The sequence below is a fragment of the Robiginitomaculum antarcticum DSM 21748 genome, from assembly GCF_000365025.1.
Taxonomy (GTDB): domain Bacteria; phylum Pseudomonadota; class Alphaproteobacteria; order Caulobacterales; family Maricaulaceae; genus Robiginitomaculum; species Robiginitomaculum antarcticum.
Map to the genome: position 1 here is coordinate 1,309,133 of NZ_KB823011.1, position 21,514 is coordinate 1,330,646.

Below are 21,514 nucleotides of genomic sequence, written 5' to 3' on the forward strand. Positions count from 1 at the left end.
TGCAACTATATAAGCGTACATAATTGGGTATTCTTGACAAATATCTCCGGCAGAGCCTTTCTCTATGGTACGTTTTTATCATCGCCCTGCGGCGTAAGGGATTTAAAATCAAACAGCGCGTCATCATGCAGATGTGACGGGCGGATATGACCCAGCGCGCGCAGCATGTTGGATTTGGTACCGGGCGCGGTCATGTCCCACGCATTCAGTTTTTTGGCCATAGCTTGACGCTGCAACCCGTCTTGGGAGCCGCAGAGGTTACAGGGAATAATCGGGCAATTCAGCGCGGCGGAAAGCTTGGCCAGATCCGCTTCGGCTGTCTCAATCAGCGGGCGAAGCACGGTCACATCCCCCTCGTCATTAAGCAGCTTTGCCGGCATAGACGCCAAGCGTCCGCCATATGTCATATTCATCATAAATGTCGCCAGTGCGTCTTCGCGGTGATGGCCCAGCACAACCGCGCTGCAGCCTTGTTCGCGTGCGACGCGATATAATATGCCTCTGCGCAGCCGCGAGCATAGCGAACAATAGGTTTTCCCCTCCGGCACTTTATCGGTCACGATGGAATAGGTGTCGCGCGTCTCAATCCGGTAAGGCATGCCAATCCCGGACAGCCAGTCAGGTAGAATATGAGCCGGAAAGCCGGGCTGTTTCTGATCCAAATTGCAGGCGAGCAGATCGACGGGCAGTTCGCCGCTCATTTTCAAATCCAGTAATATCGCAAGCAGGGCATAGCTGTCTTTCCCGCCCGATAGACAGACCAGCCATCTTTGCGGCGCGCCATCCGCGCGCATCATGCCGAAACGCGAAATCGTCTCACCCGCTTGTCGGCGCAGGCGTTTTCGCAAATGATTGAAATTCGCGCTGGACGGGGCGCGCGATAACAGCTCGCGGGCAATCTGGGTATAGTCGACAGTTTTAATCATGGCTGTGTATCACTTTAGAGGGCGCGCAAAGACCGCCACTTATCAGGATTGAGCGCCATGAGACATAAATTTCATCATTGCGCTGCATAGCGGCGCGATTTGCTTAAACTTATATGGCTTTTTTATCGCAGAGGCGCTAACAGCGCGGCGAATTCAAAATAAGGAGCCCTATATGGCCTCGCCAAAAAAAGTTGTTCTCGCCTATTCCGGTGGTCTGGATACCTCCATCATTTTGAAGTGGCTACAAGAAGAAAAAGGCTGTGAGGTTGTCACCTTTACCGCCGATCTGGGCCAGGGTGAAGAGCTGGAACCGGCGCGCCGCAAGGCCGAGGCCGCAGGCGTTAAAGAAATTTACATTGACGATTTGCGCGAAGAATTTGTCCGCGATTTTGTCTTTCCAATGTTTCGCGCCAATGCGCTCTATGAAGGACTTTACCTGCTCGGCACGTCTATTGCGCGACCTTTGATTTCCAAACGCCAAATTGAAATCGCCCATATGGTCGGCGCGGATGCCGTCTGTCACGGTGCAACCGGTAAGGGCAATGACCAGGTCCGGTTCGAGCTGGCCTATTATGCGCTGGATCCGGAAATTAAAGTCATCGCGCCGTGGCGCGAATGGGATTTAAATTCCCGTAATAAGTTGATTGAGTATGCTGAAAAGCATGGCATCGAAATTGCCAAAGACAAACGCGGCGAAGCGCCGTTTTCAGTCGACGCCAACCTGCTGCATACATCATCTGAGGGCAAAGTGCTTGAAGACCCGTATGAGGAAGCGCCGGAATTTGTTTATCAGCGCACAGTCTCGCCAGAGGCCGCGCCGGATAAAGCCACTTATATTGAAGTCGGGTTTGAGCGCGGCGACGCGGTCTCCATTGACGGGAAGGTCATGTCTCCGGCGACCATCCTGACCAAGCTCAATGAGCTGGGCGGCGCGAACGGTATTGGCCGTTTGGATCTTTTGGAGAACCGCTATGTCGGCATGAAATCACGCGGTGTTTACGAGACGCCTGGCGGCACAATCCTGCTGATGGCGCATCGCGGGATTGAGCAAATCACCATGGATAAAGGCGCATCGCATCTTAAAGACGAGCTCATGCCGAAATATGCAGAGTTGATTTATAACGGATATTGGTACTCACCCGAGCGTGAGATGCTCCAAGCCGCTATTGATAAATCCCAAGAACTGGTCACAGGCATGGTTCGCTTGAAACTATATAAAGGCAATGTCGATATCGTTGGCCGTAAATCCGAGTACTCGCTCTATAGCCAAGAGCATGTGACGTTTGAGGAAGATGATGTTTATGACCAGGCCGATGCGGGCGGATTTATCAAAATTAACGCGCTGCGCCTGCGCCTTCTTAAAGCCCGTGACCGCAAGGCCGGAAAGAACGACTAGGGTATTTCGGCTCTTTTAGAGTATATTTTGGGTGCAATACGGATGACAATGGCAAGCTGACGCGCTAGCCCGCCCTGTCTTTCACCTTTGCGCGCACCCCTATGTCTTTTGAAACCTGGATTGCCCTTGTGGCCCTGTTTTTTGTGGGCGGCTTAACCCCTGGCCCCGCCGTCATGTTGGTGATGGGTAGCTCCTTTCGCTATGGCTTCTGGCCGTCCATGATGGCCGCGCTGGGCGTGGCGTCGGCCAATGTCATATGGCTGTTGATCGCGGCATCAGGCGCAGCCGCGCTGGCCAGCGCCTTCCCGCAGGCTTTTTTCGCGCTAAAGATTGCAGGGCTTTTCGTAATTTTCTGGCTCGGCGTTTCCATTATGCGCGCGCCCGTCGATCATATGCTCAAATCGGAGGCCAAAGTGCCGCCGCGCGCCAAGCTTTATCTCAAAGGCTTGACCTTGCAGTTGACTAATCCGCTGGCGCTCGTGACCTTTGCCGGTATTTTGCCGACATTCTTTGACCCGCAGCGCGCAATTGCGCCGCAATTTTTCATGATGATTTCGACTCTGACCTATCTGGAGCTCCAAGGCCTTGCCGTCTATGCCGCATTTGGCCGTCTCATTCGGGACGTGCTGCGCGATGAACGCGCGGCGCGGCTCTTCAATATTATTATCGGCCTGATTATGATTATCGCGGGCACGGCGGCCATAATCTTCACAGCATAGAGCTTGAAACTCTGTACCTATCGGCTATAGAGCGCGCGACGAATAATAAGGCCCCGTTATGGACATTTCTAAAATCAGTGTTGGCGAAAATCCGCCCTTCGATATTAACGTAATTATTGAAGTGCCGCTGGGCGGTGAACCGATCAAATATGAAATGGATAAGGCCAGCGGCGCCATGTTTGTTGACCGTTTCCTGTACACCTCCATGCGTTATCCCTGCAATTACGGTTTCACGCCGCACACCTTATCTGATGACGGTGACCCGATCGACGTATTAGTTGTCGGGCAGCGTGCCTTAATGCCCGGCTCTGTTGTGCGCGCGCGCCCTGTTGGTGTTTTGCTGATGGAAGACGAGGCCGGAATGGACGAGAAAATAGTCGCTGTGCCGCATCAAAAATTGACAAAATATTACGACCAAGTTCAGACTTACCGTGATCTGCCGCAAGTCTTGCAAGACCGCATTCCACATTTCTTTGCTCATTATAAAGACTTGGAAGCTGAGAAATGGGTTAAAATCGTGGGCTGGGAAGGCCGGGAGAAAGCCGGAGAGCTTATCCAGGCCGCGATTGCGGCACACAAAGATTAGTTACCGTTTTGCATAAGCCCTTGCGCCGCTTTGGGTTCATATTCTAGAACGCTTTGACCCTTGCTCAAGGGCCTGAAAAGAGGGGCATGGCTGCTCCGTAGTTTTGGACTGATATATGGACCCCGCCTTACAATCCTTAGCGTCCGGCTTTCCGACGCTGATATTCTTTCTGGTGCTGGCCGCAGTACTATATGTGATCGGCATGGTGGTTTATGTTAAACTCACCCCGCATAAGGAAATCGAACTGATCCGCGAAGGCAATGTCGCCGCAGCGACATCATTTGGCGCTTTTTTGATCGCGCTGGTTTTGCCTCTAGCCTCATGTATGGCCTCATCCGTAACGCTTTATGACATGTTGATCTGGGGCAGTGTCTCGATTTTGCTGCAGCTGTTTCTGTTTCGTATGACCGATCTGATGCTGCGCGGTCTGCCACAGCGTATCATCGCAAATGATATGAGCGCGGCTATTATACTGGCGAGCTTTAAAATTTCGGGCTCTATCCTTTTGGCTTCCGCTATTTTCGTAAAGTTCTAACATAGTATATGGCGTTCAAACCTCCTGATTGGTCTATTTACGCGCTGGTTCTCGGACTGATTTTTTTCTATGCAGCACGCGCCAATAACGAAATCACTCCGCAGCAAAGCCCCGAACTGGGTCCTGCTCTGCCGGATATTCTCCCCACTGATCCCGATGTTTTGGTCCAGACCAAACCGCGCCAGTCGGGTATGGGCACGGCCTTTGCAATCGATAATCGCGGCAGCTGGCTGACCGCGCGGCATGTTGTCGATGGCTGTGATCAGGTCGGCTTGGTCAGCGGCCCGCGCACAGGCGTCAAAGTGGACAGTGTCGAGATATCGAAAACGACGGATACGGCTATATTACGTACAAGCTGGTCGCGTCCGCCGCTCACCCCCGATTTTACGGAACCCCGGCGCCTTAATGAACCGGGCTATTTTTTCGGATATCCGCAAGGCAAGGCGGGCGACGTTATCGGATCTTTGCTGGGCCGCAACCGCATGATTACGCGCGGACGCTATAATAGCCGTGAAGCGGTCTTTGCTTGGGCAGAGACGCGGCGTTCACGCGGTCTTACCGGCTCTTTGGGCGGCCTGTCGGGCGCGCCCGTGCTCGACAAGGACGGCGAGCTGATCGGTGTTGTCACGGCGGAAAGTCCGCGGCGCGGACGCGTCTATACGGTTGTGCCGTCCAATATGATATCCCTCGTGCCAACGCCCAAGCGGACGGGCCGGACCCGCGCGCTGAATCTCACAAATTACGGCACGGAGGCCGATAGCTATCGCCGCGACCGGCGTATTGCCAAAGTTATTTGTCTGATAGACGCGTAACGGTCATGCTAACGGAGAAGACTTATCCATCCTGCATTAAAAATCCTGCTTAATCCTCTGCTTGTTTTTACCGTCATTGCCGGCGGCGCAGTCTATATCGGCAATAAATATGTCCCGCCGCAGCATTTGCCGTGGAAACCGCTGGACCTGTCGCGGCCTATGGGCCTTGCGACCAGTAGCCAGCTTTTCGCGTTCCAGCTCGCCAATGACGCTGTCTGCCAAAACGCGATGGAGACGCAGTTGCCGGATTTAAAATTTGCTATAGAGCCCCCGCGAGAGACAGAGAAAGGCTGCGGCTGGGATCTGGGTATTAATATGACCGCCGTCCACGATGTTGGATTTTCCCCGTCAGAAGTTATGAACCGCTGCCCCATGGCCGCCGCCAATACATTGTGGATCAAACAGATGAATATCCGCGCCCAGGAGATTTTAGGTAAGCGCGTCACGACAGTTTTACATTTTGATACATATAGCTGCCGCAATGTTGCCGGCACCAGCCGTCTGTCTGAACACGCCTATGCCAATGCGTGGGATATTTCAGGCTTTGTGCTTGAAGACGGCACAACCATTAGCGTGCTTAAAGACTGGGATAAGGCGGGGCCAAAGGCGGAGTTTCTACGCGCTGCCCGCGATGAGGCCTGCGGCATTTTCCGTGTGACGCTCTCTCCGGATTACAACGCCGCCCACGCCAATCACTTCCATGTCGATATGGGGCCAAGCCGTATTTGCCGCTAGAAAATTAAGCTGCAATACAGCCGGGGAAAGTATATTTCGCTATAGGTGTCTATGGAATGTGCATCGCCGTTTCGCAATTTTATAATACAAGAAACCCTTTCCTTGCAGAATATATTAGGTCTAGAGTTAACCGGATGGGTATTTTATGGATGCGGTACACACTAAAATGTCCGACGGACGTGATCTTTGTCTGCGGCCCTTAAATAATGCGGACGCTCCATTGATCGAAGCTGGAATAATGGCTCTATCGGATCGGTCCCGATACTTTCGGTTTTTCTCTAGCTTTAAGCAAGCGCCGCAATCTGTCTTAGACAAGCTTATCACATTTGAGGGGAAAAATCATTTAGCGTGGGGCGCGGTAGACTCCAGTCTTGATACAAAACCTGCCATTGCCGCCGCGCATATCATCCGCGCGGATTACTTACCGTATTCCAGAGGGGATTTTGCAATTGCCGTCTTGGATGATTATCACGACCAAGGCATTGCCCGAGCTATCATCGCGTGTTTATTCTCCGAGGCCGTTGATAAAGGTTTTACCCACGTCGAACTGGATGTCCTGAGCGAGAATGCAGCCGGACTATCTCTTTTCCGGTGGTTGGGAGGCGTTTCATTAAATTCTGTTACACATGTCAGACATATGGAAATCGAACTTAGGCCGGCATTGCGCATATTAAAACAATCTCCGAGTGTCACCTTAGAGGCCGTTTTTAAAGCGTTTTAGAGTTTAAAATTGTCTCACGTTTAAACCAAAACCATAAGATCGGCCTTCGCCGCTATGAAGATCTGAATTTGCGAACCTGCTACCGAATTTATACTACTGGCCTGCTCACCATGAGCCAGACGATAGCCAGAACGGCAAAAAAGGCAGGGAAACCACTCATGAACCATATGCGGTATAGACGAAAATAACGTTCGGGCAGTGCCTCTGCATTTTCGTCAGCCGTTTTGGCTATATTTCTAAGCTGATGTTGTATCCACACAACAGGTAACCAAAAGACACCGACCAAAACATACAGCAGGAGAGACCAAAGAACCCATCCCTCCAGCAGAGGCCAGCCTATTTTCCGGGCAAGCAAAATGCCTGTAATGGGTTGGATAATAACGGCAGAGGTGGTGAAAACCCAATCGGCGATGACAACGTATTTGCCTGTATGGGCTATAATTTTTGTGTCGCGTGTCCGGTGCGCCATAACCATAAAAAAAGCAATGCCTGCGCCTGTCCCGAGAAGAACGGTTGCGCCTATGACATGGGCCCATCGTAAAAAATCAACCCACATATCAACGGTCTTCCATTAAAGTGGCAATGACGAGTGCTAAAGCCATGACGGGGAAAACTTTCACCATAGGCCCTAGAGGGTCAGCCCATAAATGCGGCGTGAAATATACGCTCGCAGCGAGGTAACTTGCAGATACAAAAACAGAGGCAAAACAGGCAAAGCGCGTCAGGGGGCGAAACAATAATGCCGCGCCGATTAAAATGTCGGCTGATGCGCCTAGCCAAACAAATAAATATGAGAGGGTCTCAGGCATGACATCTTCAAGCTTTGCGGTAGCTTCAGTATGTTGCGCAAATCCAATGATACCTGAGGTTATCCAAAACCCAGCCAGCGTCAGTATTAAAAAAGGAAAAATGAGCATGACCCGCGCGTAAATACGTTCCTGTATTGTTGAGGGGAGATCATTTAAAGTCTGAGCTAATGTTTTGTTGGCCTTATTAGATAGGTCTTGCCACGATTTTGCATCACCCGTGACTCCATTTGCTAAAACGGTAAGTGACGTCGTTCGAAGTGCGGAGCGCCATCCCAACCACCCTGCTAAATCTGCGAAACGTGCGATAGATTTTCCGACCCAAAAAGGGAGTAACCAGACGGCTTTGGCGGGCGTGAACCCCAACCAAGCCCGAATACCCAAGGTAAGGTCCAGCAAAGTTTGGGGATTTTCTTCCACAAGATCTACATCTACGGAAATGATGCGCTCATTTATGGCGATAGACACGGCATCGGCCACATCCTCAATAGACACGGTTTGGATCGGAGTCTTAGACATCAAAATGGGTTGAATATATGGAAAAGCGGCGAGTGTACGTATGAGGCTTGTTCCGCCATAGGCGTGAGGTGCGATCACAAGTCCGGGTCTAAAAATTGTCCAATCAAGCGTACTGTCTTTCAAAAAATTATCAGCAGCGGCCTTGGTTTTATAAAATAGTGTTGAGGAACTTATATCAGCGCCCGGGGCGGATATTTGGACAAAGCGGTTTACGCCTGTCTGTTCACAGGCCTTAATTAAGGCAATAATTGCATCCTGCTGCAGCGTTTTAATATTATCAGAAAGTCCATTTTGCAACGCGCCAGAGGCATTTACGACGATATCAATTTGATCGAGATGGTCATGCCAGCTTTCCGGCTGCGTCAGGGTCGAAATATCAGCCCCTATCCAGTTTGCGTAAGGTATAAGGGTCATCCCTTTTTGCGCCGACCTCGCCAACCCTGTAACGGCATGGCCATCGCGGATAAGCTTCTTTGTTATGGCCGAGCCGATAAGCCCGTATCCACCTAGAACAAGAACTCTCATATGACCTTCAGACATTATTAGATTGGCCTTATGTTGGCTTAATAAGCGAGAAAACATTATTTAACTTGCTTCGCGTTAATCCCTAAATGCTCAACTCTTCAATCGCCAGAGCGCTTAGGGATTTGATCTCGGCTTTGCCCGTTTTCATATGCCGGCGCGCCGTCAGGTCCATCAACCCGCCGACGCCGCACATGCTCATAATGTGGCTGCCGTCTTCGGCGTTCACCATAATATGAACTAATGTTCGTACATTCTCAGTCACGGCCTGAATGCCACTGTAAAAATCATAGGCCTGACCGGGCAGGGCGTCGGGGCCGAAGGCCAGCCGCGCTTCAAGCAAGGCGCCGCTGATCTTGCCGTAATTATCGGCATCATAATTCTCCGGCCAGGCCTGATCGAAATGCCCGACCGTCGAGGTCACGCGTCCGAACAGAGCGGGCTGGGCGATACGGCCAAAGCTGTCGGCTTCTTCGGGAAGAAAGACGCCCGTGCCAATATAATTTTGTCCCCATGCTTTGACTTGCTCAGCATCCGGGCGCTGCGGCGCAGCGTTCAAATCGACGCCGCGCGGGCGCGCGAAATCGGGCAGGGTTGTCATATTGCCTTGTGCGGCGTCGCGGGTGCGCTGCGGCCACTCAAATAGCCCTAATGTGCGCTGCGAAATATGCTCGACAGTCTCGCGCAGAGTGGCGGCGGGGCGACCGTCAACATGATACATGATATGCAAAATATCCGCGCCGTGATCGGACAGGGCCAAGACGCCGGAGCGGATGAGCAGCGGCGCGCCGGGCCGCGCTTCGGCCAGATAACGGATATGGCAGTCGGTCGGGCGGATTTGTGATGTTGCGCCGTACTCAACGGCTTCAGGTAAGTTCAGCGTATAGGCAAAGCGCGCCCGCGCCTGAGCGAATTTATAGACATAGTGGCGCATATTCATGTGGCCCAGCTCGTCACATTCCCACGCGCTACACTCCCCTACCCATGTCAGCGGCATCGGCTCCATAATTACGCTGCAGCGCAGTCAGGACAAATTCCGTAATGTTCCACAATGGAGCGTTTGACGGTAAACCCTGCGGGCGGAGTAACACTGTGGTCACTGATGTGGCGCTCGATTACCTTGTTACAGCTGTCACAAATATAGAATTCCGCGCGGGCATTTTCGTGGACATGGTCACAGACGACATAGGCATTTAGCGCTTCGACGCGGTGGATGAGCCCAAGTTTGGACAGAAATTCCAGCGCACGGTATATAGTCGGCGGTCGTGGTGAGCCGTAATCGGGATGCAATCGATCCAAAAGGTCATAGGCTTTGACGGGTTCTTGGGTGTTAACGATTAACTCGAAAATATGAGAGCGTAGCGGCGTGAACCTTTCACCAGCTGCGTCGCAAATCGATTTGGCTATCGCTAAATGGTGATCCAGATCCCCGGGAGCGCAATCATCATCATGGTTGTGCGACTCCTTTATGTGGGCAGGGTGTTGTTGCGTGCTCATGAATCTTTCCTGTGATTTGATTGTCTTTATCACAGGCGGCGGGGCTTGCGCCACCCTTGTGCGTCGCAATTATATCGCGGCTTGAGAATAGCCCTTATATCCGCTAAGAGCGCGCGAGAATTCCGGCAGGACAGGCCTGCCACCACCAAAACAAATAAGTCATAGGACCCATCATGGCCAAAGCCCCCGAAAGTACCGGCATTACCGGAAACGTTCTCCTTTATAAAAACCCGAAACCGCTAACCAAAGAGGCGCATAGCAAAATGGGCGTTTCTGCCAAACCGCAGCCCTTTGACTTTTTGCGCAAATCCCACTTTGTTCCTATTACCGCTCCTGAATTCGGCGCGGCAGCAAATAGCTACCCGATCATTTTTGCCGGCGCGAATAAGAACCCGCTGGCCGTTATGGGTATTCGCGGTGAAGAAAACCTTTTCGTACAAGAGGACGGTCAATTTAACCCTGATTATTATATGCCTGCTTTTGCACGCCGCTATCCCTTTGTCCTGGCCGGTGACGAAGCCAATAACCGCTTCGTTGTCTGCGTCGACGAACAAGCGGATTGTGTGGTTAAGAAAAATCCCGAGCGCCCTTTCTTTGAAGGCGACCAATTATCCGCGTTCACCCAGGAAGCCTTTGAGTTCCTCCAAGCGTTTGAGCGTGACCGCCGCGCGACCGAAGAAATGATCAAAATTTTCAACGAGCATGATTTGTTCGAACAAAAAGAAATGAATTTCCAAGGCAATAATGCTGATGGGTCGCTCGCGGAAAAACAAAAAATCGCTGAATATTTCGCGATCACCGAAGAGCGCTTGAAAAAGCTTGATGACGCGACATTGCGTTTATTCTCTGACCGCGGTTACCTTGCCGTTGCTTATGCGCACATCCTGTCCCTATCCAACTGGCAGCGTTTAGTAAATATCACGCTTCGCAAGATTTCCGACGAGCAAAAAGCGTAAGCTCTTGATATAGGGCCGAAACATTCGGCATTTTATTTAACCCGGTTTGCGTATCTGCAGGCCGGGTTTTTTATGCGCCCCGCATTATTACAATGCGTTTATGGGGCGTAATACCCTATTGAGAATTTGGCCTTAGCTTATATGAGATAGCTTAGGAGCCTGTATGCGTCACATGTCAAAATTAGTATTATGCTGGCTGATCGCCATGACCGTCTTTACGCCTGTCTATGCGGCAGAGACATCCGGCGTCGAGATTGATGAATCGCGCGTGACTGTTGTGACAGATCACGATGTCATCGCGCCGGGGCAAAGTTTCTACATGGCTGTGCAATGGGCGATGGAGCCGGGCTGGCATGTCTATTGGAAAAATCCCGGCGATAGCGGGGAGAGCCTGCAAATAGATCTGGACCCGCGCACTGCGTTTATGGCCGGAGAGATCATCTGGGCGACGCCCAAAGCCGTGGCGACAGGGCCTATTATAAATTACGGCTATGAAGGCCGCGCGCTCTTTCCGGTATTAATTACGGCGTCAGAGGATTCAGTGCCCGGCGAGACACTGACCCTGTCCGGCTCCGCCTACGCGCTGGTCTGCGCCGAGATATGCATTCCGCGCACCGTGCCTTTTTCTCTGTCGCTCCGTGTTGGAGAGCCGCAGATTGATAATCGCTGGCAAAATAATATCGAACGCACGTTAAAAAAAGTGCCGCCGCCCAGCGCGGCCAAAGCCAGCGCCTATTTGGATGATGGCGCGCTGTTCGTTGATGTTGCGGATATGGAGCTCGCTGACGGCGTTATCGAAGACGCCTATATTTTCCCCGATGAGCCCAGCTTTATTTCCCCCAGCGACGCGCAGCAAATCACCCTTGGCCCGCAAGGCTTGCGCGCACGCCTCGTGCCGGGATATAAAACCGAAAACGGAGTTGAGTCCGAGATCCCGTTCATTCTCGCCTTTACCCAAGACGGTGAGTATAAAGGCGTGCACCTCACGGCAAAACCGGGCCCGCCGCTTGACGTCGGTCTCGCCGTCATCCCCTCTGCATCGACAATTGCAGGCGGAGAGATTAGCCTTCTGATCGCCGTGCTATTTGCACTGCTGGGCGGGGTTATTCTCAACCTTATGCCCTGCGTCTTTCCGGTCATCTCTATAAAAATACTATCATTTGCCAAATCCGGCGCGATGAGCGCCGCGCAAATCCGCGCTAAAGGCTGGGCCTATGCGGGCGGCGTCTTCGCGACATTTGCTATTTTGGTTGCCATATTAATTGTTATCAAATCCACCGGACAGCTTATTGGCTGGGGATTCCAATTTCAAAACCCGGCCATTCCGGCGGTGCTTGCGCTGCTGATGTTTATGATCGGGTTAAGTCTTCTCGGTGTGTTTGATATCTCCGGACCTTGGCAAAATACCGGGCAGGATTTAACGGCCCGCCGCGGTCTGGGCGGATCTTTTGCGACAGGCGCGCTAGCCGTTGTCGTGGCAACCCCTTGTACGGCGCCGTTTATGGCAGGCGCAATTGGTTACGCCCTTGCGGCCCCGATGATGAGCATGATCGCCGTATTTGCGGCGCTGGCCTTGGGGTTCGCCTTGCCGTTCCTTATTTTGTGCTACGTGCCCAAATTGTTACAAAGCCTGCCTAAGCCCGGGCCTTGGATGAAAACCTTTCAAGAAATTTTGGCGTTCCCGATGTTTGCAACCGCCATCTATCTGGCGTGGGTTGTCAGCCAGCAGACAGGCGCGAACGGCGCGGCCAAAGTCTTAATCGCCATGCTGCTCGCGGGTTTCGGTATATGGCTGCTGCGCCGCACCCATATTGCTTTTAAAGCGCTGGCTATTCTGGCCCTTATTGTAGCCGTAGCATTGCCCTTCACACTCGAAACAGACGCCGCTATAGGAACGCTTTCGGCAGATGCCGGCTATGAAAAACTGGTCTGGAGTCCCCAAAAAGTGGCGGAGCTTCGCGCAGAAGGCCGTGCCGTATTTGTTGATTTCACTGCGGCATGGTGCGTGACCTGCAAGGTTAACGAGAGAGGCGCACTCGCTGACAAAGATGTGGCTGCGGCGTTTAACGCAACCAACACCGCCTTTCTGGTCGCTGACTGGACTAACCGCGACGATGTTATCGCTGCAGAACTGAAACTGTACGGCCGCGCCGGCGTGCCGCTTTATCTCTATTTTCCGCCACTGGCGGCCGGGGAGGCGCATGATCCCGCAGGGGCACAGATTCTGCCGCAAGTTCTTTTTTCGGGAAAAGTGATCGAAATATTACAGGGCGGTTAGCCTTATCACATTTCGCTTCACGTCTCTGTGAGCCGATTGAACCTTTACGAATATATCGCGTATATAAGGTATATAGCGGGATTGTCGGCCCGCACATTTCGTTCAAATCAGGAGAGAGACTATGATCCGTCGCACCTTGCTTGCCTTAACCGCCGCATCCGCAATCGCCATTTCAATCCCCGCTCTGGCCGCTGTAAAGACAGGCGACGCCGCCCCCGGCTTTACAGCCGTAGACAGTAATGGCGTGTCTCACAGCCTGTCCGATTTTGCGGGTAAAACTGTTGTCCTTGAATGGACCAATGATGGCTGCCCTTACGTAAAAAAACACTATAATAGCGGCAATATGCAAAAAATTCAAAAAGACGCGACCGATAACGGCGTCGTCTGGCTTACCGTGATTTCATCGGCTCCCGGCAAACAAGGCTATGTCGACGGCGCAGGCGCCAATACCCTTACGGAAAATTATGGCGCGTTTCCAACCGCCGTCCTGCTGGATCCGGCGGGCGATTTGGGCCGTATGTATGACGCTAAAACAACGCCGCATATGTATGTCATCAATGCTGCTGGAAACCTGGTCTATCAGGGCGCGATTGACAGCAATCGCAGCTCTGATCCTGCAACTATCCCCGCCGCAACAAATTATGTTTTGGCCGCACTGGACGCAGTAGAAAATGGAGAAACCCCGCAGACCATGCAATCCGAAGCCTATGGATGTAGCGTAAAGTATTAAGAAGAGCTTTTACGTCTCATGACAGCCGATGCTCCTCCCCAAATAAGCATCGGCAAAACGGCCCGCCTTACCCCGGCGGGCCGTTGACCGTTTGGGAGAATGATTTAAGAGGCAAGCTCATACTTAGGAGCCGCCGCAATGTCGTCAACCTCACTCAAGAAATCTGAAATCTGGTCTGATATGAAGGCGCGCGGCGCTGCTGGCGGACCCAATATTGCAAATCTGTTTTCGGATAAAGACCGCCTGTCGAAAATGAGTCTGACCGTGGGTAAGATTTATGCGGATTTCTCCAAACACGCCGTAGATGACGGCACATTTAAAATTTTAATGGATCTTGCCAAAGCCTGTGATCTTGATGGATGGCGGACACGTTTTCTTTCGGGAGAGCGCATTAACGTCTCTGAGAATCGCGCCGTATTGCATCCTGCTTTGCGCGGACTTGGCGGTGATGCAGGCGTGCAAGAGGCCGTGGCTGATATGCGGGTTCGTATGGCTGAATTTGCGGATCAGATTCGCGAGCAGGGCCGGTTCGAAAACATTGTCCATATCGGTATTGGCGGCTCCGACCTTGGTCCGCGTCTGGTCGCGGATGGGCTCAAAGCGACAGTAGACGCGCAGCTTAACCTGGTGTTTGCGGAAAATGTAGACGGCGCGTCGATTAACGATGCTCTGGATGGCCTTGATCCGACAAAGACTATGGTTGTCGTCGTCTCCAAAAGCTTTGGCACGCAAGAGACTAAAATGAACGCCGACAGTGCGCGCGCTTGGTTAAAGGCCGCAGGCTGTGACCCCGCTGATCACGTCATTGCCGTCTCGGCTAATCGCGAGGGCGCGGTAGAATTTGGTATTGCGCCGGATAATATTTTCGACTTTTGGGACTGGGTCGGGGGACGGTACTCTGTTTGGTCTGCTGTCGGTCTGTCGCTTCAAATTGCCTATGGCCCTGATGCCTTTGACGAATTCCTCGGCGGCGCAGCCCTTATGGACGCGCATTTTGCGCAGGCTGACTTCAACAAAAATATGCCCGTTCTGATGGCGTTGATCGGCGTGTGGAACCGTAACGGTCTGGGCTATGACAGTCTTGCCGTTATTCCCTATTCGCGCCGTCTGCGTAAATTTTCCGCCTTCCTGCAGCAGCTGGAAATGGAGAGTAACGGCAAAGCTATAGGCCGTGACGGCAAGCCCGCCGGCCAGACTTGCCCTATTATTTGGGGGGATGAAGGCACAAATGGACAACATGCTTTTTTCCAATGGCTACACCAAGGCTCGTCCATTGCGCCGGTCGATTTTGTTGCTGTGGCCACGGACCATGAAGGCCGCCCTAATCACCATAAAGCATTGCTCGCCAATTGCATTGCACAGTCCGAAGCCCTGATGGTTGGCAAAACCGAAGCCGAAGTGCGCGAAGAGCTTGGCGATCATCCCAAGGCGGATGAGCTTGCACCGCAAAAGACATTCTTCGGCAACCGCCCCTCAACCACATTGCTGCTTGATGATCTCTCCCCCGAAGCGCTGGGCAGCCTCATTGCGCTCTACGAGCATAAAGTCTTTGTCCAAGGCGTCATCTGGGGCGTGAACAGCTTTGACCAATGGGGCGTACAACTCGGCAAGGTGCTGGCGACGCAGGTGCTGTCCGATCTGAATGGCGGCAACGGCAAACATGACCCGAGCACAATGGCGTTAATCGGGCGCTTGAAGACTTAAAAAACAACCAAGACTGGACGGTTTAGATATTATACTATAGATTGCATATCTGCGGGCATACAATCTAAAATTATTTACCATGCCCATAAATTTTAACGGGGCAAAATCATGACAATCCATCAAAATCCGGTCAATCCAACTCTGACTTTATCATGCGCGCAAGCCGTCATTTCGGCCTATGGCGATTATGCTGAAAAGGAATTTACCATACCTGAAGGCTATGAATTCGTCGGCAGGTTCACCGGATGGGCGACAATGGCGGGCTTTCCGGGTGAGGCTCGATTTGGTCTGGTTTTTAAAGAAATTAAAAACGCCAAAGCCTATCTTGTGGCGTTTCGTGGAACGCAGGGATGGGCCGATATATGGAACGATCTATGGTCCTATACGGTTGCGTTTAATCCATTCATCAACGGGGAGGACTTTCCCAAAGATGTGAATGTGGCTTGGGGATTTTACAGCATTTACGCAGATGCCGGCAGTAAAAGCCCGTCTATGCGAGAGCAGGTCTTTAAGCTCTTGGGCGATCCTAAAAATGTCGAATCTGTCGCGATATGCGGCCATAGTCTGGGCGGGACATTTGCCAGTTTGTGCGCGCTCGACCTGCGCGTGGCGTACCCGTCAATGGCCATTCATAGCACGACCTTTGCCAGCCCCCGTGTTGGTAAGCACGAATGGAAGAAAACGTATGATTCCACATATCATTTAAAGGATTCGACGACGCGTATTTATAATTATAGTGACTATGTCCCCTCTCTGCCGCCGGCAGGCATTCCTACATATTTTGACCATGTTGGCGAGCCGTTTCAGATTAATACATATGTCAAAGATGCCACTTTACCATATGCAATATCGCGGCATTCCATGGATAATTATCGCACTGTGCTGACACACGCCGTGCATCAAGATCCCCAGATATGGCTGGGCGAATATCCAGATGCTGTTTACGAATATTGTACAATGCTCAGCGCAAAATTGGTGGATGCACCGATGCCGGAATGGGCCGCTATACACCGCTTCATGACACAACATCCTGAAACAGCGATACGGTATCATGAGGCTATGAAGGCCGAATATGAGGCGTAACGCGTTCGCTCAAAATGATGTCAAAGCCATGTGGAGACGCCAGTTTTTACCAAATATCTTTGCGTGAGAGCACTTAAAACTTTTATATGCCGAAGCGCGTATAGAGGTTATGAAACACTTTAGACGTTCTCTGATGCCCGCCTTGTTAATCGCAATGACTGCAAGCGTGACAAGCCTTGCGGCCTGCCAAATATCGCAGGACGTTTCAGCACAGGATAATATTATGGATATCAATCTGGGCGATATGGCGCAGGCAGGACAATGGCGGGTTGTGAATGATGGCGTGATGGGCGGTAAAAGCCGCGGCGAGCTGCAAAGCACGGATGGTTTTATGCGCTTCGCCGGAGGGATCGTGACCGATGGCGGCGGGTTTTCCTCCATTCGCCGCGCCATAAGCCCGGGCGCGCTGTCCGGCGCAGAAAGCATCACAATGAAAATCCGCTCTGACGGACGGCAATATCAGTTGAACTTTCGCACTGATGAGACCTTTCGCGGACGCTCCGTGGCCTACCGCGCTGATATACCCCCCACGGCGCAAGATGAGTGGGAAACGGTCACGGTATCGCTATCCGGTTTATCGACATCCGTTTTTGGCCAAGATGTTCCGGCTGCTCCGTTCGACAAAACCAAAGTCCGAATGATGGGCATCATCCTCGCCGACGGACAAGACGGCGCGTTTGGAATTGATATTGCGCGGATCAGCGTGCGGTAAACAGCCGCCCTTATGGATTGAAAGGCGCAACGAAACCGCCTAGACCCCGCCCATGAGCAAAAAGAACAAACCGTTTCGTCCCAAAGCCCGCCGTCCGCGTGGATTTGAAGACAAGCCTGCTGAGATGCTACGGGCCGAGCGCGCGCTGATCGATGCCGCTTTTGGTGTCTATGATAGCCGCGGTTTCGAGCCGCTGCAGACGCCGGCTTTCGAATATGCCGACGCGCTGGGTAAATTCTTGCCCGACGAAGACCGTCCCAATGCGGGAGTCTTTGCGATGCAGGATGATGACGAGCAGTGGATGGCACTGCGTTATGATCTGACCGCGCCAATGGCGCGCTATGTTGCCGAAAATTACGACGGTATCGCCAAACCCTATCGCCGCTATCAAGCAGGCAGCGTCTACCGCAATGAAAAACCCGGGCCGGGCCGGTTCCGCGAATTTGTACAATGCGATGCTGACAGTGTTGGCGCGCCCGGCGCCGCCGCCGACGCGGAAATGATAATGATCGCCGCCGATGTGATGCGCGCCGTCGGTCTGAAAGACAGTGAATATCAAATTCGGATTAATAACCGGAAATTACTCGACGGTATTTTGGAGAGCTCCGGCGTACCGAATACTGACGCCGGCGCGGTGCAGCGCATACAGGTGCTGCGCGCCATTGATAAATTAGACCGCCTTGGCGAGCAGGGCGTGACGGACCTTCTCGGCGAAGGCCGCGAAGACGAGTCCGGTGATTATACGCAAGGCGCAAAATTATCTCCCGACGCGATTAAAGCCGTGCTTGGCTTTTCACTTGCGGGGCAATCGTCACGTACAGAAACATTATCCCGTCTTGAAAAAGTCGTGGGCAGTTCGTCTCATGGCCGCGCGGGCGTGGCCGAGCTCGCCGAGATTGACCGCTTGCTGACCGCCTGCGGTTATGGCCCCGATCAATGCGCCTTTGATACGTCTATTGTGCGCGGCCTTGGCTATTATACCGGGCCGGTGTTCGAAGCTGAATTACTGGCCGATATCCGCGACCGCAAAGGCCGCCTTGTGCGCATTGGCTCCATTGGCGGCGGCGGGCGATATAACGGCCTTGTGTCGCGCTTTCGCGGGCAGGAAGTCCCTGCGACCGGCTTTAGCTTCGGTGTGTCGCGCTTCCTCACCGCACTGGAGCGCATGGGTCACACCAAGGGCGAGGTCATCGCGCCGGTTCTGATCTGCGCCTTCGATAAAGAGTTGATGCCGGATTATTTTGCGATGGCGGAGGAGCTGCGAAATGCGGGCATTCGCGCGGAAGTCTTCATCGGTGCCGGTAATGTTACCAAGCAGTTTAAATATGCTGACCGCCGTGAATGTCCTGTCGCTGTGCTAATGGGATCAGATGAAAAAGTATCCGGAACCGTGACGCTCAAAGATCTTAAATTGGGTCTGGAAATGGCCAAGACAATTGAGAGCAATGAAGAGTGGCGCGAGAGTCGTCCCGCGCAACAGGAAGTTCCGCGCGTGCAAATGGTAGCCGCCGTAAAAGCCATTATTGACGCTTAACGGCGTGCCTAAAAGATTATTGCGGCGCGCTGACCATGTCGATTTCGACATGTATACTGCGACGCTCGCCGTCCATACTGACGGTCTTCTCGACAGAAATGTCCATGGGCTCACCTTTATCAACGAGAGCTGCATTGCGCTGGCCCCGCTCGCGCGCAGAAAACCCTGCGCCGAGCACCGTCTTGCCATTATTGAAAATCTCGACGGTGCCATCCGGCGAGATTCTGACGACAGTTTCGCCGGTCAGCTCAATAAGCTGCCGGTCGTCCGAAGCGGTTAGTTCTGGCGGCGGTGCGCGCTCCGGCAGCTGCAATTGCGGCTCTCCATCCACCATGATAACCCGAACCTCTGCTTGGGGTTTAGCTTCGGTAGGGGGATCGGAAATGCCGTCGTCAGACGCAGGCTCAGAGACCTGATCACTGCTAAGCAGGCGAGAAATGGTTTGCGATGCACTCGGATCCGCTTGCTGCGCCGTGACAGGCGCGCCTATAAACACTGCGACCGCACACCCAAAGCTGAAGGTTGTTTTCGACAATAAGGGCATAACAATCCTGTGCTTCACGATATACAACATATATTCTAACGCAAAGGGCGGACATAAGCAAAGCCGTCGCCGAAGCGCGGTCAGGCCATAAATTTTACATTTCGTCGAATTAAACGAGGTTGGACTTATCCCATTCGCCGTCCCAAGACAAAGGCCCGGTTTCATGGCTGAATACATTGTTTTCAGGCGAGTCGAAACCTTCAGACGCTACTGCGCCTTCGAAATCTAGATCTTCCATAATTATCCCACTTCCGAACATCACAAGGATGTGCATTATATTCCCACATAAACGACTCTTTCGAACCGAATTAACGTAAATACACTATTTATTAACACGAGTCGAATCGCTTTTTTTCGTCTCATAGGCGTATAAAAATAAATTAAGATGATATTATGACACAGATAAAAAATACTCCGGCGCTGGATTTACAAATTATTCCGGTGACGCCCTTTTCCCAAAACTGTTCGCTTCTCTACGATCGGGAAACGATGTCGGGCGTCTTGGTTGACCCCGGAGGAGAGGTTGATAAATTACTCAGCGCGGCCAAGGATAAAGGCGTTACCATCACAGAAATTTGGCTCACTCACGGACATCTGGATCATGCCGGCGGCGCGGACGAGCTGCGCGAGCGCCTTGGCATAAAGGTGATCGGTCCGCATAGAGATGACCAGTTTTGGATGGATGACATCGCTGAACACTGGGCCCGTTACGGTCATCCCGGTATGGGACGCAATGTTGTGCCGGACCGTTATCTTGAAGATGGCGAGACTTTGTCTCTTGCGGGGGCAGAATTCCACGTTCTGCACACGCCCGGTCACACACCAGGCCATGTCGTGATTTATAATAAAGATTTGAAAATCGCCTTTGTGGGTGACGTGCTGTTTGCAGGCTCTATCGGACGCACAGATTTTCCTAAGGGTAACCATCAACAATTGCTGGATAGCATTACCCAAAAGCTCTGGCCGCTGGGCGGGGATATGCGCTTTATTCCGGGTCACGGCCCGATGAGCACATTTGGCGCAGAGCGGGCTGGAAATCCTTATGTCGGTGACCGTGCCATCGCCAATAGCCAGCCTAATACAAGCGGTCCGGGATAAGGCAGCGCCACAACCAACCGCGCGGCCCTAGTTTATTATAAGACGTTTTAATTTGTGGTGATGGCGCAATCCCAAGCCTAAAATGAACGGCGTAGTTTCAATGCGACAATCCGCGCTGATATTCTTCCCTGTCCTTTTGGATATGAAGATTGTATATCGGAACGCAATTGCGGCCTAAGGGCTGCTTTCACGCTATACAAAAATGAGGTTTCGATGCGCGCATCGTTTATATTCAAAGGGTTAGCGCTCAGCGCCCTCACAGCAACGGCTCTTTTCGGCGCCTCGCATTTCGGACTCGATTCCGCGCTGGCTGAGGCGGGTAAGCCTACTGACGGTGCGCTATATCTTCAAGAGGCCGCAACGCCGACCGCAACGGAGCTACGCTGGCTTCATGATGTGGTTATGATTATCATTACAGCCATTGTCGCTTTGGTGACAGGTTTGATGGCTTTCATCTTTATTCGGTTCAATAAAAAAGCCAATCCGGTGCCCTCGCGGACCAGCCATAATACGCTGCTGGAAGTCGTCTGGACAGCGGCGCCTGTTGCGATCGTTCTAACCTTGATCGCGATTGCGACCCAGCCGCTCTATAATCAGGATGTTATCCCTGAGACTGAAATGACAGTTAAAGTTGTCGGCAATCAGTGGAACTGGACCTATGTCTATCCTGATCACGGCGATTTTGATTTTACATCGTCCCTGCTTCCTGAGGAAGACGCCAAAGCACAGGGCCGTCCTTATCTTTTGGCCGCTGATGAAGCGATGGTCGTTCCCGCTAAGACAAAAATCCGTGTCCTTGTGACTGCATCAGACGTTTTGCACAGCTTTGCTATGCCAAGCTTTGCCGTCAAAATAGACGCTGTGCCGGGCCGTATCAACGAGACATGGTTTGTTGTGGACGAGCCGGGCACATATTACGGTCAGTGCAGCGAAATTTGCGGCCGGGAACATGCTTTCATGCCGATTGAAATTAAGGTTGTGCCACAAAATGAATTTGTAGCTTGGGTCCAAACCCGCAATCCCGAATACGCGGCCGCTCCGGCCACACAACAAGATGCCTCACTTACCCCTGCCGCAACCGGCGGGAATTAGGAGATAGAC

23 protein-coding genes are annotated in these 21,514 nt (G+C 52.4%); 16 read left to right on the plus strand and 7 right to left on the minus strand.

The window, feature by feature from the left end:
* Window positions 1-62: 62 nt before the first annotated feature.
* Window positions 63-926, minus strand: a complete 864-nt coding sequence (ttcA, locus tag H142_RS0106255; protein WP_017931256.1) for a tRNA 2-thiocytidine(32) synthetase TtcA — start codon at window positions 924-926, stop codon at window positions 63-65.
* A 172-nt stretch (window positions 927-1,098) separates the two neighbouring features.
* Here ttcA and H142_RS0106265 point away from each other — a divergent pair, with 172 nt between their 5' ends.
* From H142_RS0106265 to H142_RS14645, 7 genes are all read left to right on the plus strand, one after another.
* Entirely contained in the window at window positions 1,099-2,322 is a 1,224-nt protein-coding gene (locus tag H142_RS0106265) for an argininosuccinate synthase (RefSeq protein ID WP_017931258.1), read from the plus strand.
* Window positions 2,323-2,423: 101 nt separating this feature from the next.
* Entirely contained in the window at window positions 2,424-3,041 is a 618-nt protein-coding gene (locus tag H142_RS0106270; protein ID WP_017931259.1) for a LysE family translocator, read from the plus strand.
* A gap of 58 nt (window positions 3,042-3,099) precedes the next feature.
* The gene (ppa, locus tag H142_RS0106275) at window positions 3,100-3,627 is read left to right on the plus strand and encodes an inorganic diphosphatase (protein ID WP_017931260.1); all 528 of its coding nucleotides are present in this window, start codon (window positions 3,100-3,102) and stop codon (window positions 3,625-3,627) included.
* A 115-nt stretch (window positions 3,628-3,742) separates the two neighbouring features.
* Window positions 3,743-4,162, plus strand: a complete 420-nt coding sequence (locus H142_RS0106280; RefSeq protein WP_017931261.1) for a DUF350 domain-containing protein — start codon at window positions 3,743-3,745, stop codon at window positions 4,160-4,162.
* 8 nt (window positions 4,163-4,170) lie between these two features.
* Entirely contained in the window at window positions 4,171-4,974 is an 804-nt protein-coding gene (locus H142_RS0106285) for a S1 family peptidase (protein WP_017931262.1), read from the plus strand.
* 126 nt (window positions 4,975-5,100) lie between these two features.
* On the plus strand, window positions 5,101-5,709 hold the full coding sequence (locus H142_RS0106295) for an extensin-like domain-containing protein (protein ID WP_051048546.1): 609 nt from the start codon (window positions 5,101-5,103) through the stop codon (window positions 5,707-5,709).
* A gap of 145 nt (window positions 5,710-5,854) precedes the next feature.
* Window positions 5,855-6,430, plus strand: coding sequence for a GNAT family N-acetyltransferase (locus H142_RS14645; protein ID WP_017931265.1), 576 nt, complete (start codon window positions 5,855-5,857; stop codon window positions 6,428-6,430).
* Window positions 6,431-6,518: 88 nt separating this feature from the next.
* On the opposite strand, the gene H142_RS0106305 is transcribed toward H142_RS14645, so the two are convergent.
* From H142_RS0106305 to H142_RS0106320, 4 genes are all read right to left on the minus strand, one after another.
* Window positions 6,519-6,986, minus strand: coding sequence for a DUF2269 family protein (locus H142_RS0106305; RefSeq protein WP_017931266.1), 468 nt, complete (start codon window positions 6,984-6,986; stop codon window positions 6,519-6,521).
* A 1-nt stretch (window position 6,987) separates the two neighbouring features.
* Complete coding sequence (locus tag H142_RS0106310) at window positions 6,988-8,280, minus strand: SDR family oxidoreductase (protein WP_026147842.1); 1,293 nt, start codon at window positions 8,278-8,280, stop codon at window positions 6,988-6,990.
* An 82-nt stretch (window positions 8,281-8,362) separates the two neighbouring features.
* Window positions 8,363-9,283: a thioesterase family protein gene (locus H142_RS0106315; RefSeq protein ID WP_156811904.1), complete on the minus strand. Its 921-nt coding sequence runs from the start codon at window positions 9,281-9,283 to the stop codon at window positions 8,363-8,365.
* 2 nt (window positions 9,284-9,285) lie between these two features.
* Entirely contained in the window at window positions 9,286-9,774 is a 489-nt protein-coding gene (locus H142_RS0106320) for a transcriptional repressor (protein ID WP_017931269.1), read from the minus strand.
* Between the two features lie 173 nt (window positions 9,775-9,947).
* On the opposite strand from H142_RS0106320, the gene H142_RS0106330 reads away from it, so the two are divergent.
* The 7 genes from H142_RS0106330 to hisS all read left to right on the plus strand — a co-directional run bounded on the left by H142_RS0106330 (window position 9,948) and on the right by hisS (window position 18,771).
* Window positions 9,948-10,730 (plus strand): SapC family protein, encoded by a 783-nt coding sequence (locus tag H142_RS0106330; RefSeq protein ID WP_017931270.1) that lies wholly within the window; start codon window positions 9,948-9,950, stop codon window positions 10,728-10,730.
* 172 nt (window positions 10,731-10,902) lie between these two features.
* Window positions 10,903-13,008, plus strand: a complete 2,106-nt coding sequence (locus H142_RS14650) for a protein-disulfide reductase DsbD family protein (protein WP_017931271.1) — start codon at window positions 10,903-10,905, stop codon at window positions 13,006-13,008.
* Window positions 13,009-13,129: 121 nt separating this feature from the next.
* Window positions 13,130-13,738 (plus strand): redoxin family protein, encoded by a 609-nt coding sequence (locus H142_RS0106340; RefSeq protein ID WP_017931272.1) that lies wholly within the window; start codon window positions 13,130-13,132, stop codon window positions 13,736-13,738.
* A 138-nt stretch (window positions 13,739-13,876) separates the two neighbouring features.
* On the plus strand, window positions 13,877-15,442 hold the full coding sequence (gene pgi, locus H142_RS0106345) for a glucose-6-phosphate isomerase (protein ID WP_017931273.1): 1,566 nt from the start codon (window positions 13,877-13,879) through the stop codon (window positions 15,440-15,442).
* A gap of 108 nt (window positions 15,443-15,550) precedes the next feature.
* Window positions 15,551-16,525 (plus strand): lipase family protein, encoded by a 975-nt coding sequence (locus H142_RS0106350; RefSeq protein ID WP_017931274.1) that lies wholly within the window; start codon window positions 15,551-15,553, stop codon window positions 16,523-16,525.
* Window positions 16,526-16,748: 223 nt separating this feature from the next.
* On the plus strand, window positions 16,749-17,237 hold the full coding sequence (locus tag H142_RS14655; protein WP_169331816.1) for a CIA30 family protein: 489 nt from the start codon (window positions 16,749-16,751) through the stop codon (window positions 17,235-17,237).
* 52 nt (window positions 17,238-17,289) lie between these two features.
* Complete coding sequence (gene hisS, locus H142_RS0106360; protein WP_017931276.1) at window positions 17,290-18,771, plus strand: histidine--tRNA ligase; 1,482 nt, start codon at window positions 17,290-17,292, stop codon at window positions 18,769-18,771.
* A gap of 16 nt (window positions 18,772-18,787) precedes the next feature.
* Here the strand turns inward: hisS and H142_RS0106365 are convergent, their stop codons facing one another.
* Window positions 18,788-19,345, minus strand: a complete 558-nt coding sequence (locus H142_RS0106365; protein WP_156811905.1) for a hypothetical protein — start codon at window positions 19,343-19,345, stop codon at window positions 18,788-18,790.
* A gap of 79 nt (window positions 19,346-19,424) precedes the next feature.
* Complete coding sequence (locus H142_RS17145) at window positions 19,425-19,553, minus strand: hypothetical protein (protein WP_267878804.1); 129 nt, start codon at window positions 19,551-19,553, stop codon at window positions 19,425-19,427.
* 155 nt (window positions 19,554-19,708) lie between these two features.
* On the opposite strand from H142_RS17145, the gene H142_RS0106375 reads away from it, so the two are divergent.
* Both H142_RS0106375 and coxB read left to right on the plus strand, forming a co-directional pair.
* On the plus strand, window positions 19,709-20,413 hold the full coding sequence (locus H142_RS0106375) for an MBL fold metallo-hydrolase (protein ID WP_017931279.1): 705 nt from the start codon (window positions 19,709-19,711) through the stop codon (window positions 20,411-20,413).
* A 213-nt stretch (window positions 20,414-20,626) separates the two neighbouring features.
* Entirely contained in the window at window positions 20,627-21,505 is an 879-nt protein-coding gene (gene coxB / locus H142_RS0106380; protein ID WP_017931280.1) for a cytochrome c oxidase subunit II, read from the plus strand.
* The last annotated feature ends 9 nt before the right edge of the window (window positions 21,506-21,514 follow it).

Bases quoted from the DNA above. Each gene is read 5' to 3' on its own strand.
- ttcA (WP_017931256.1), bottom strand. From the start codon at position 926: ATGATTAAAACTGTCGACTATACCCAGATTGCCCGCGAGCTGTTATCG.
- H142_RS0106265 (WP_017931258.1), top strand. From the start codon at position 1,099: ATGGCCTCGCCAAAAAAAGTTGTTCTCGCCTATTCCGGTGGTCTGGAT.
- H142_RS0106270 (WP_017931259.1), top strand. From the start codon at position 2,424: ATGTCTTTTGAAACCTGGATTGCCCTTGTGGCCCTGTTTTTTGTGGGC.
- ppa (WP_017931260.1), top strand. From the start codon at position 3,100: ATGGACATTTCTAAAATCAGTGTTGGCGAAAATCCGCCCTTCGATATT.
- H142_RS0106280 (WP_017931261.1), top strand. From the start codon at position 3,743: ATGGACCCCGCCTTACAATCCTTAGCGTCCGGCTTTCCGACGCTGATA.
- H142_RS0106285 (WP_017931262.1), top strand. From the start codon at position 4,171: ATGGCGTTCAAACCTCCTGATTGGTCTATTTACGCGCTGGTTCTCGGA.
- H142_RS14645 (WP_017931265.1), top strand. From the start codon at position 5,855: ATGGATGCGGTACACACTAAAATGTCCGACGGACGTGATCTTTGTCTG.
- H142_RS0106305 (WP_017931266.1), bottom strand. From the start codon at position 6,986: ATGTGGGTTGATTTTTTACGATGGGCCCATGTCATAGGCGCAACCGTT.
- H142_RS0106310 (WP_026147842.1), bottom strand. From the start codon at position 8,280: ATGAGAGTTCTTGTTCTAGGTGGATACGGGCTTATCGGCTCGGCCATA.
- H142_RS0106315 (WP_156811904.1), bottom strand. From the start codon at position 9,283: ATGGAGCCGATGCCGCTGACATGGGTAGGGGAGTGTAGCGCGTGGGAA.
- H142_RS0106320 (WP_017931269.1), bottom strand. From the start codon at position 9,774: ATGAGCACGCAACAACACCCTGCCCACATAAAGGAGTCGCACAACCAT.
- H142_RS0106330 (WP_017931270.1), top strand. From the start codon at position 9,948: ATGGCCAAAGCCCCCGAAAGTACCGGCATTACCGGAAACGTTCTCCTT.
- H142_RS14650 (WP_017931271.1), top strand. From the start codon at position 10,903: ATGTCAAAATTAGTATTATGCTGGCTGATCGCCATGACCGTCTTTACG.
- H142_RS0106340 (WP_017931272.1), top strand. From the start codon at position 13,130: ATGATCCGTCGCACCTTGCTTGCCTTAACCGCCGCATCCGCAATCGCC.
- pgi (WP_017931273.1), top strand. From the start codon at position 13,877: ATGTCGTCAACCTCACTCAAGAAATCTGAAATCTGGTCTGATATGAAG.
- H142_RS0106350 (WP_017931274.1), top strand. From the start codon at position 15,551: ATGACAATCCATCAAAATCCGGTCAATCCAACTCTGACTTTATCATGC.
- H142_RS14655 (WP_169331816.1), top strand. From the start codon at position 16,749: ATGGATATCAATCTGGGCGATATGGCGCAGGCAGGACAATGGCGGGTT.
- hisS (WP_017931276.1), top strand. From the start codon at position 17,290: ATGAGCAAAAAGAACAAACCGTTTCGTCCCAAAGCCCGCCGTCCGCGT.
- H142_RS0106365 (WP_156811905.1), bottom strand. From the start codon at position 19,345: ATGTTGTATATCGTGAAGCACAGGATTGTTATGCCCTTATTGTCGAAA.
- H142_RS17145 (WP_267878804.1), bottom strand. From the start codon at position 19,553: ATGGAAGATCTAGATTTCGAAGGCGCAGTAGCGTCTGAAGGTTTCGAC.
- H142_RS0106375 (WP_017931279.1), top strand. From the start codon at position 19,709: ATGACACAGATAAAAAATACTCCGGCGCTGGATTTACAAATTATTCCG.
- coxB (WP_017931280.1), top strand. From the start codon at position 20,627: ATGCGCGCATCGTTTATATTCAAAGGGTTAGCGCTCAGCGCCCTCACA.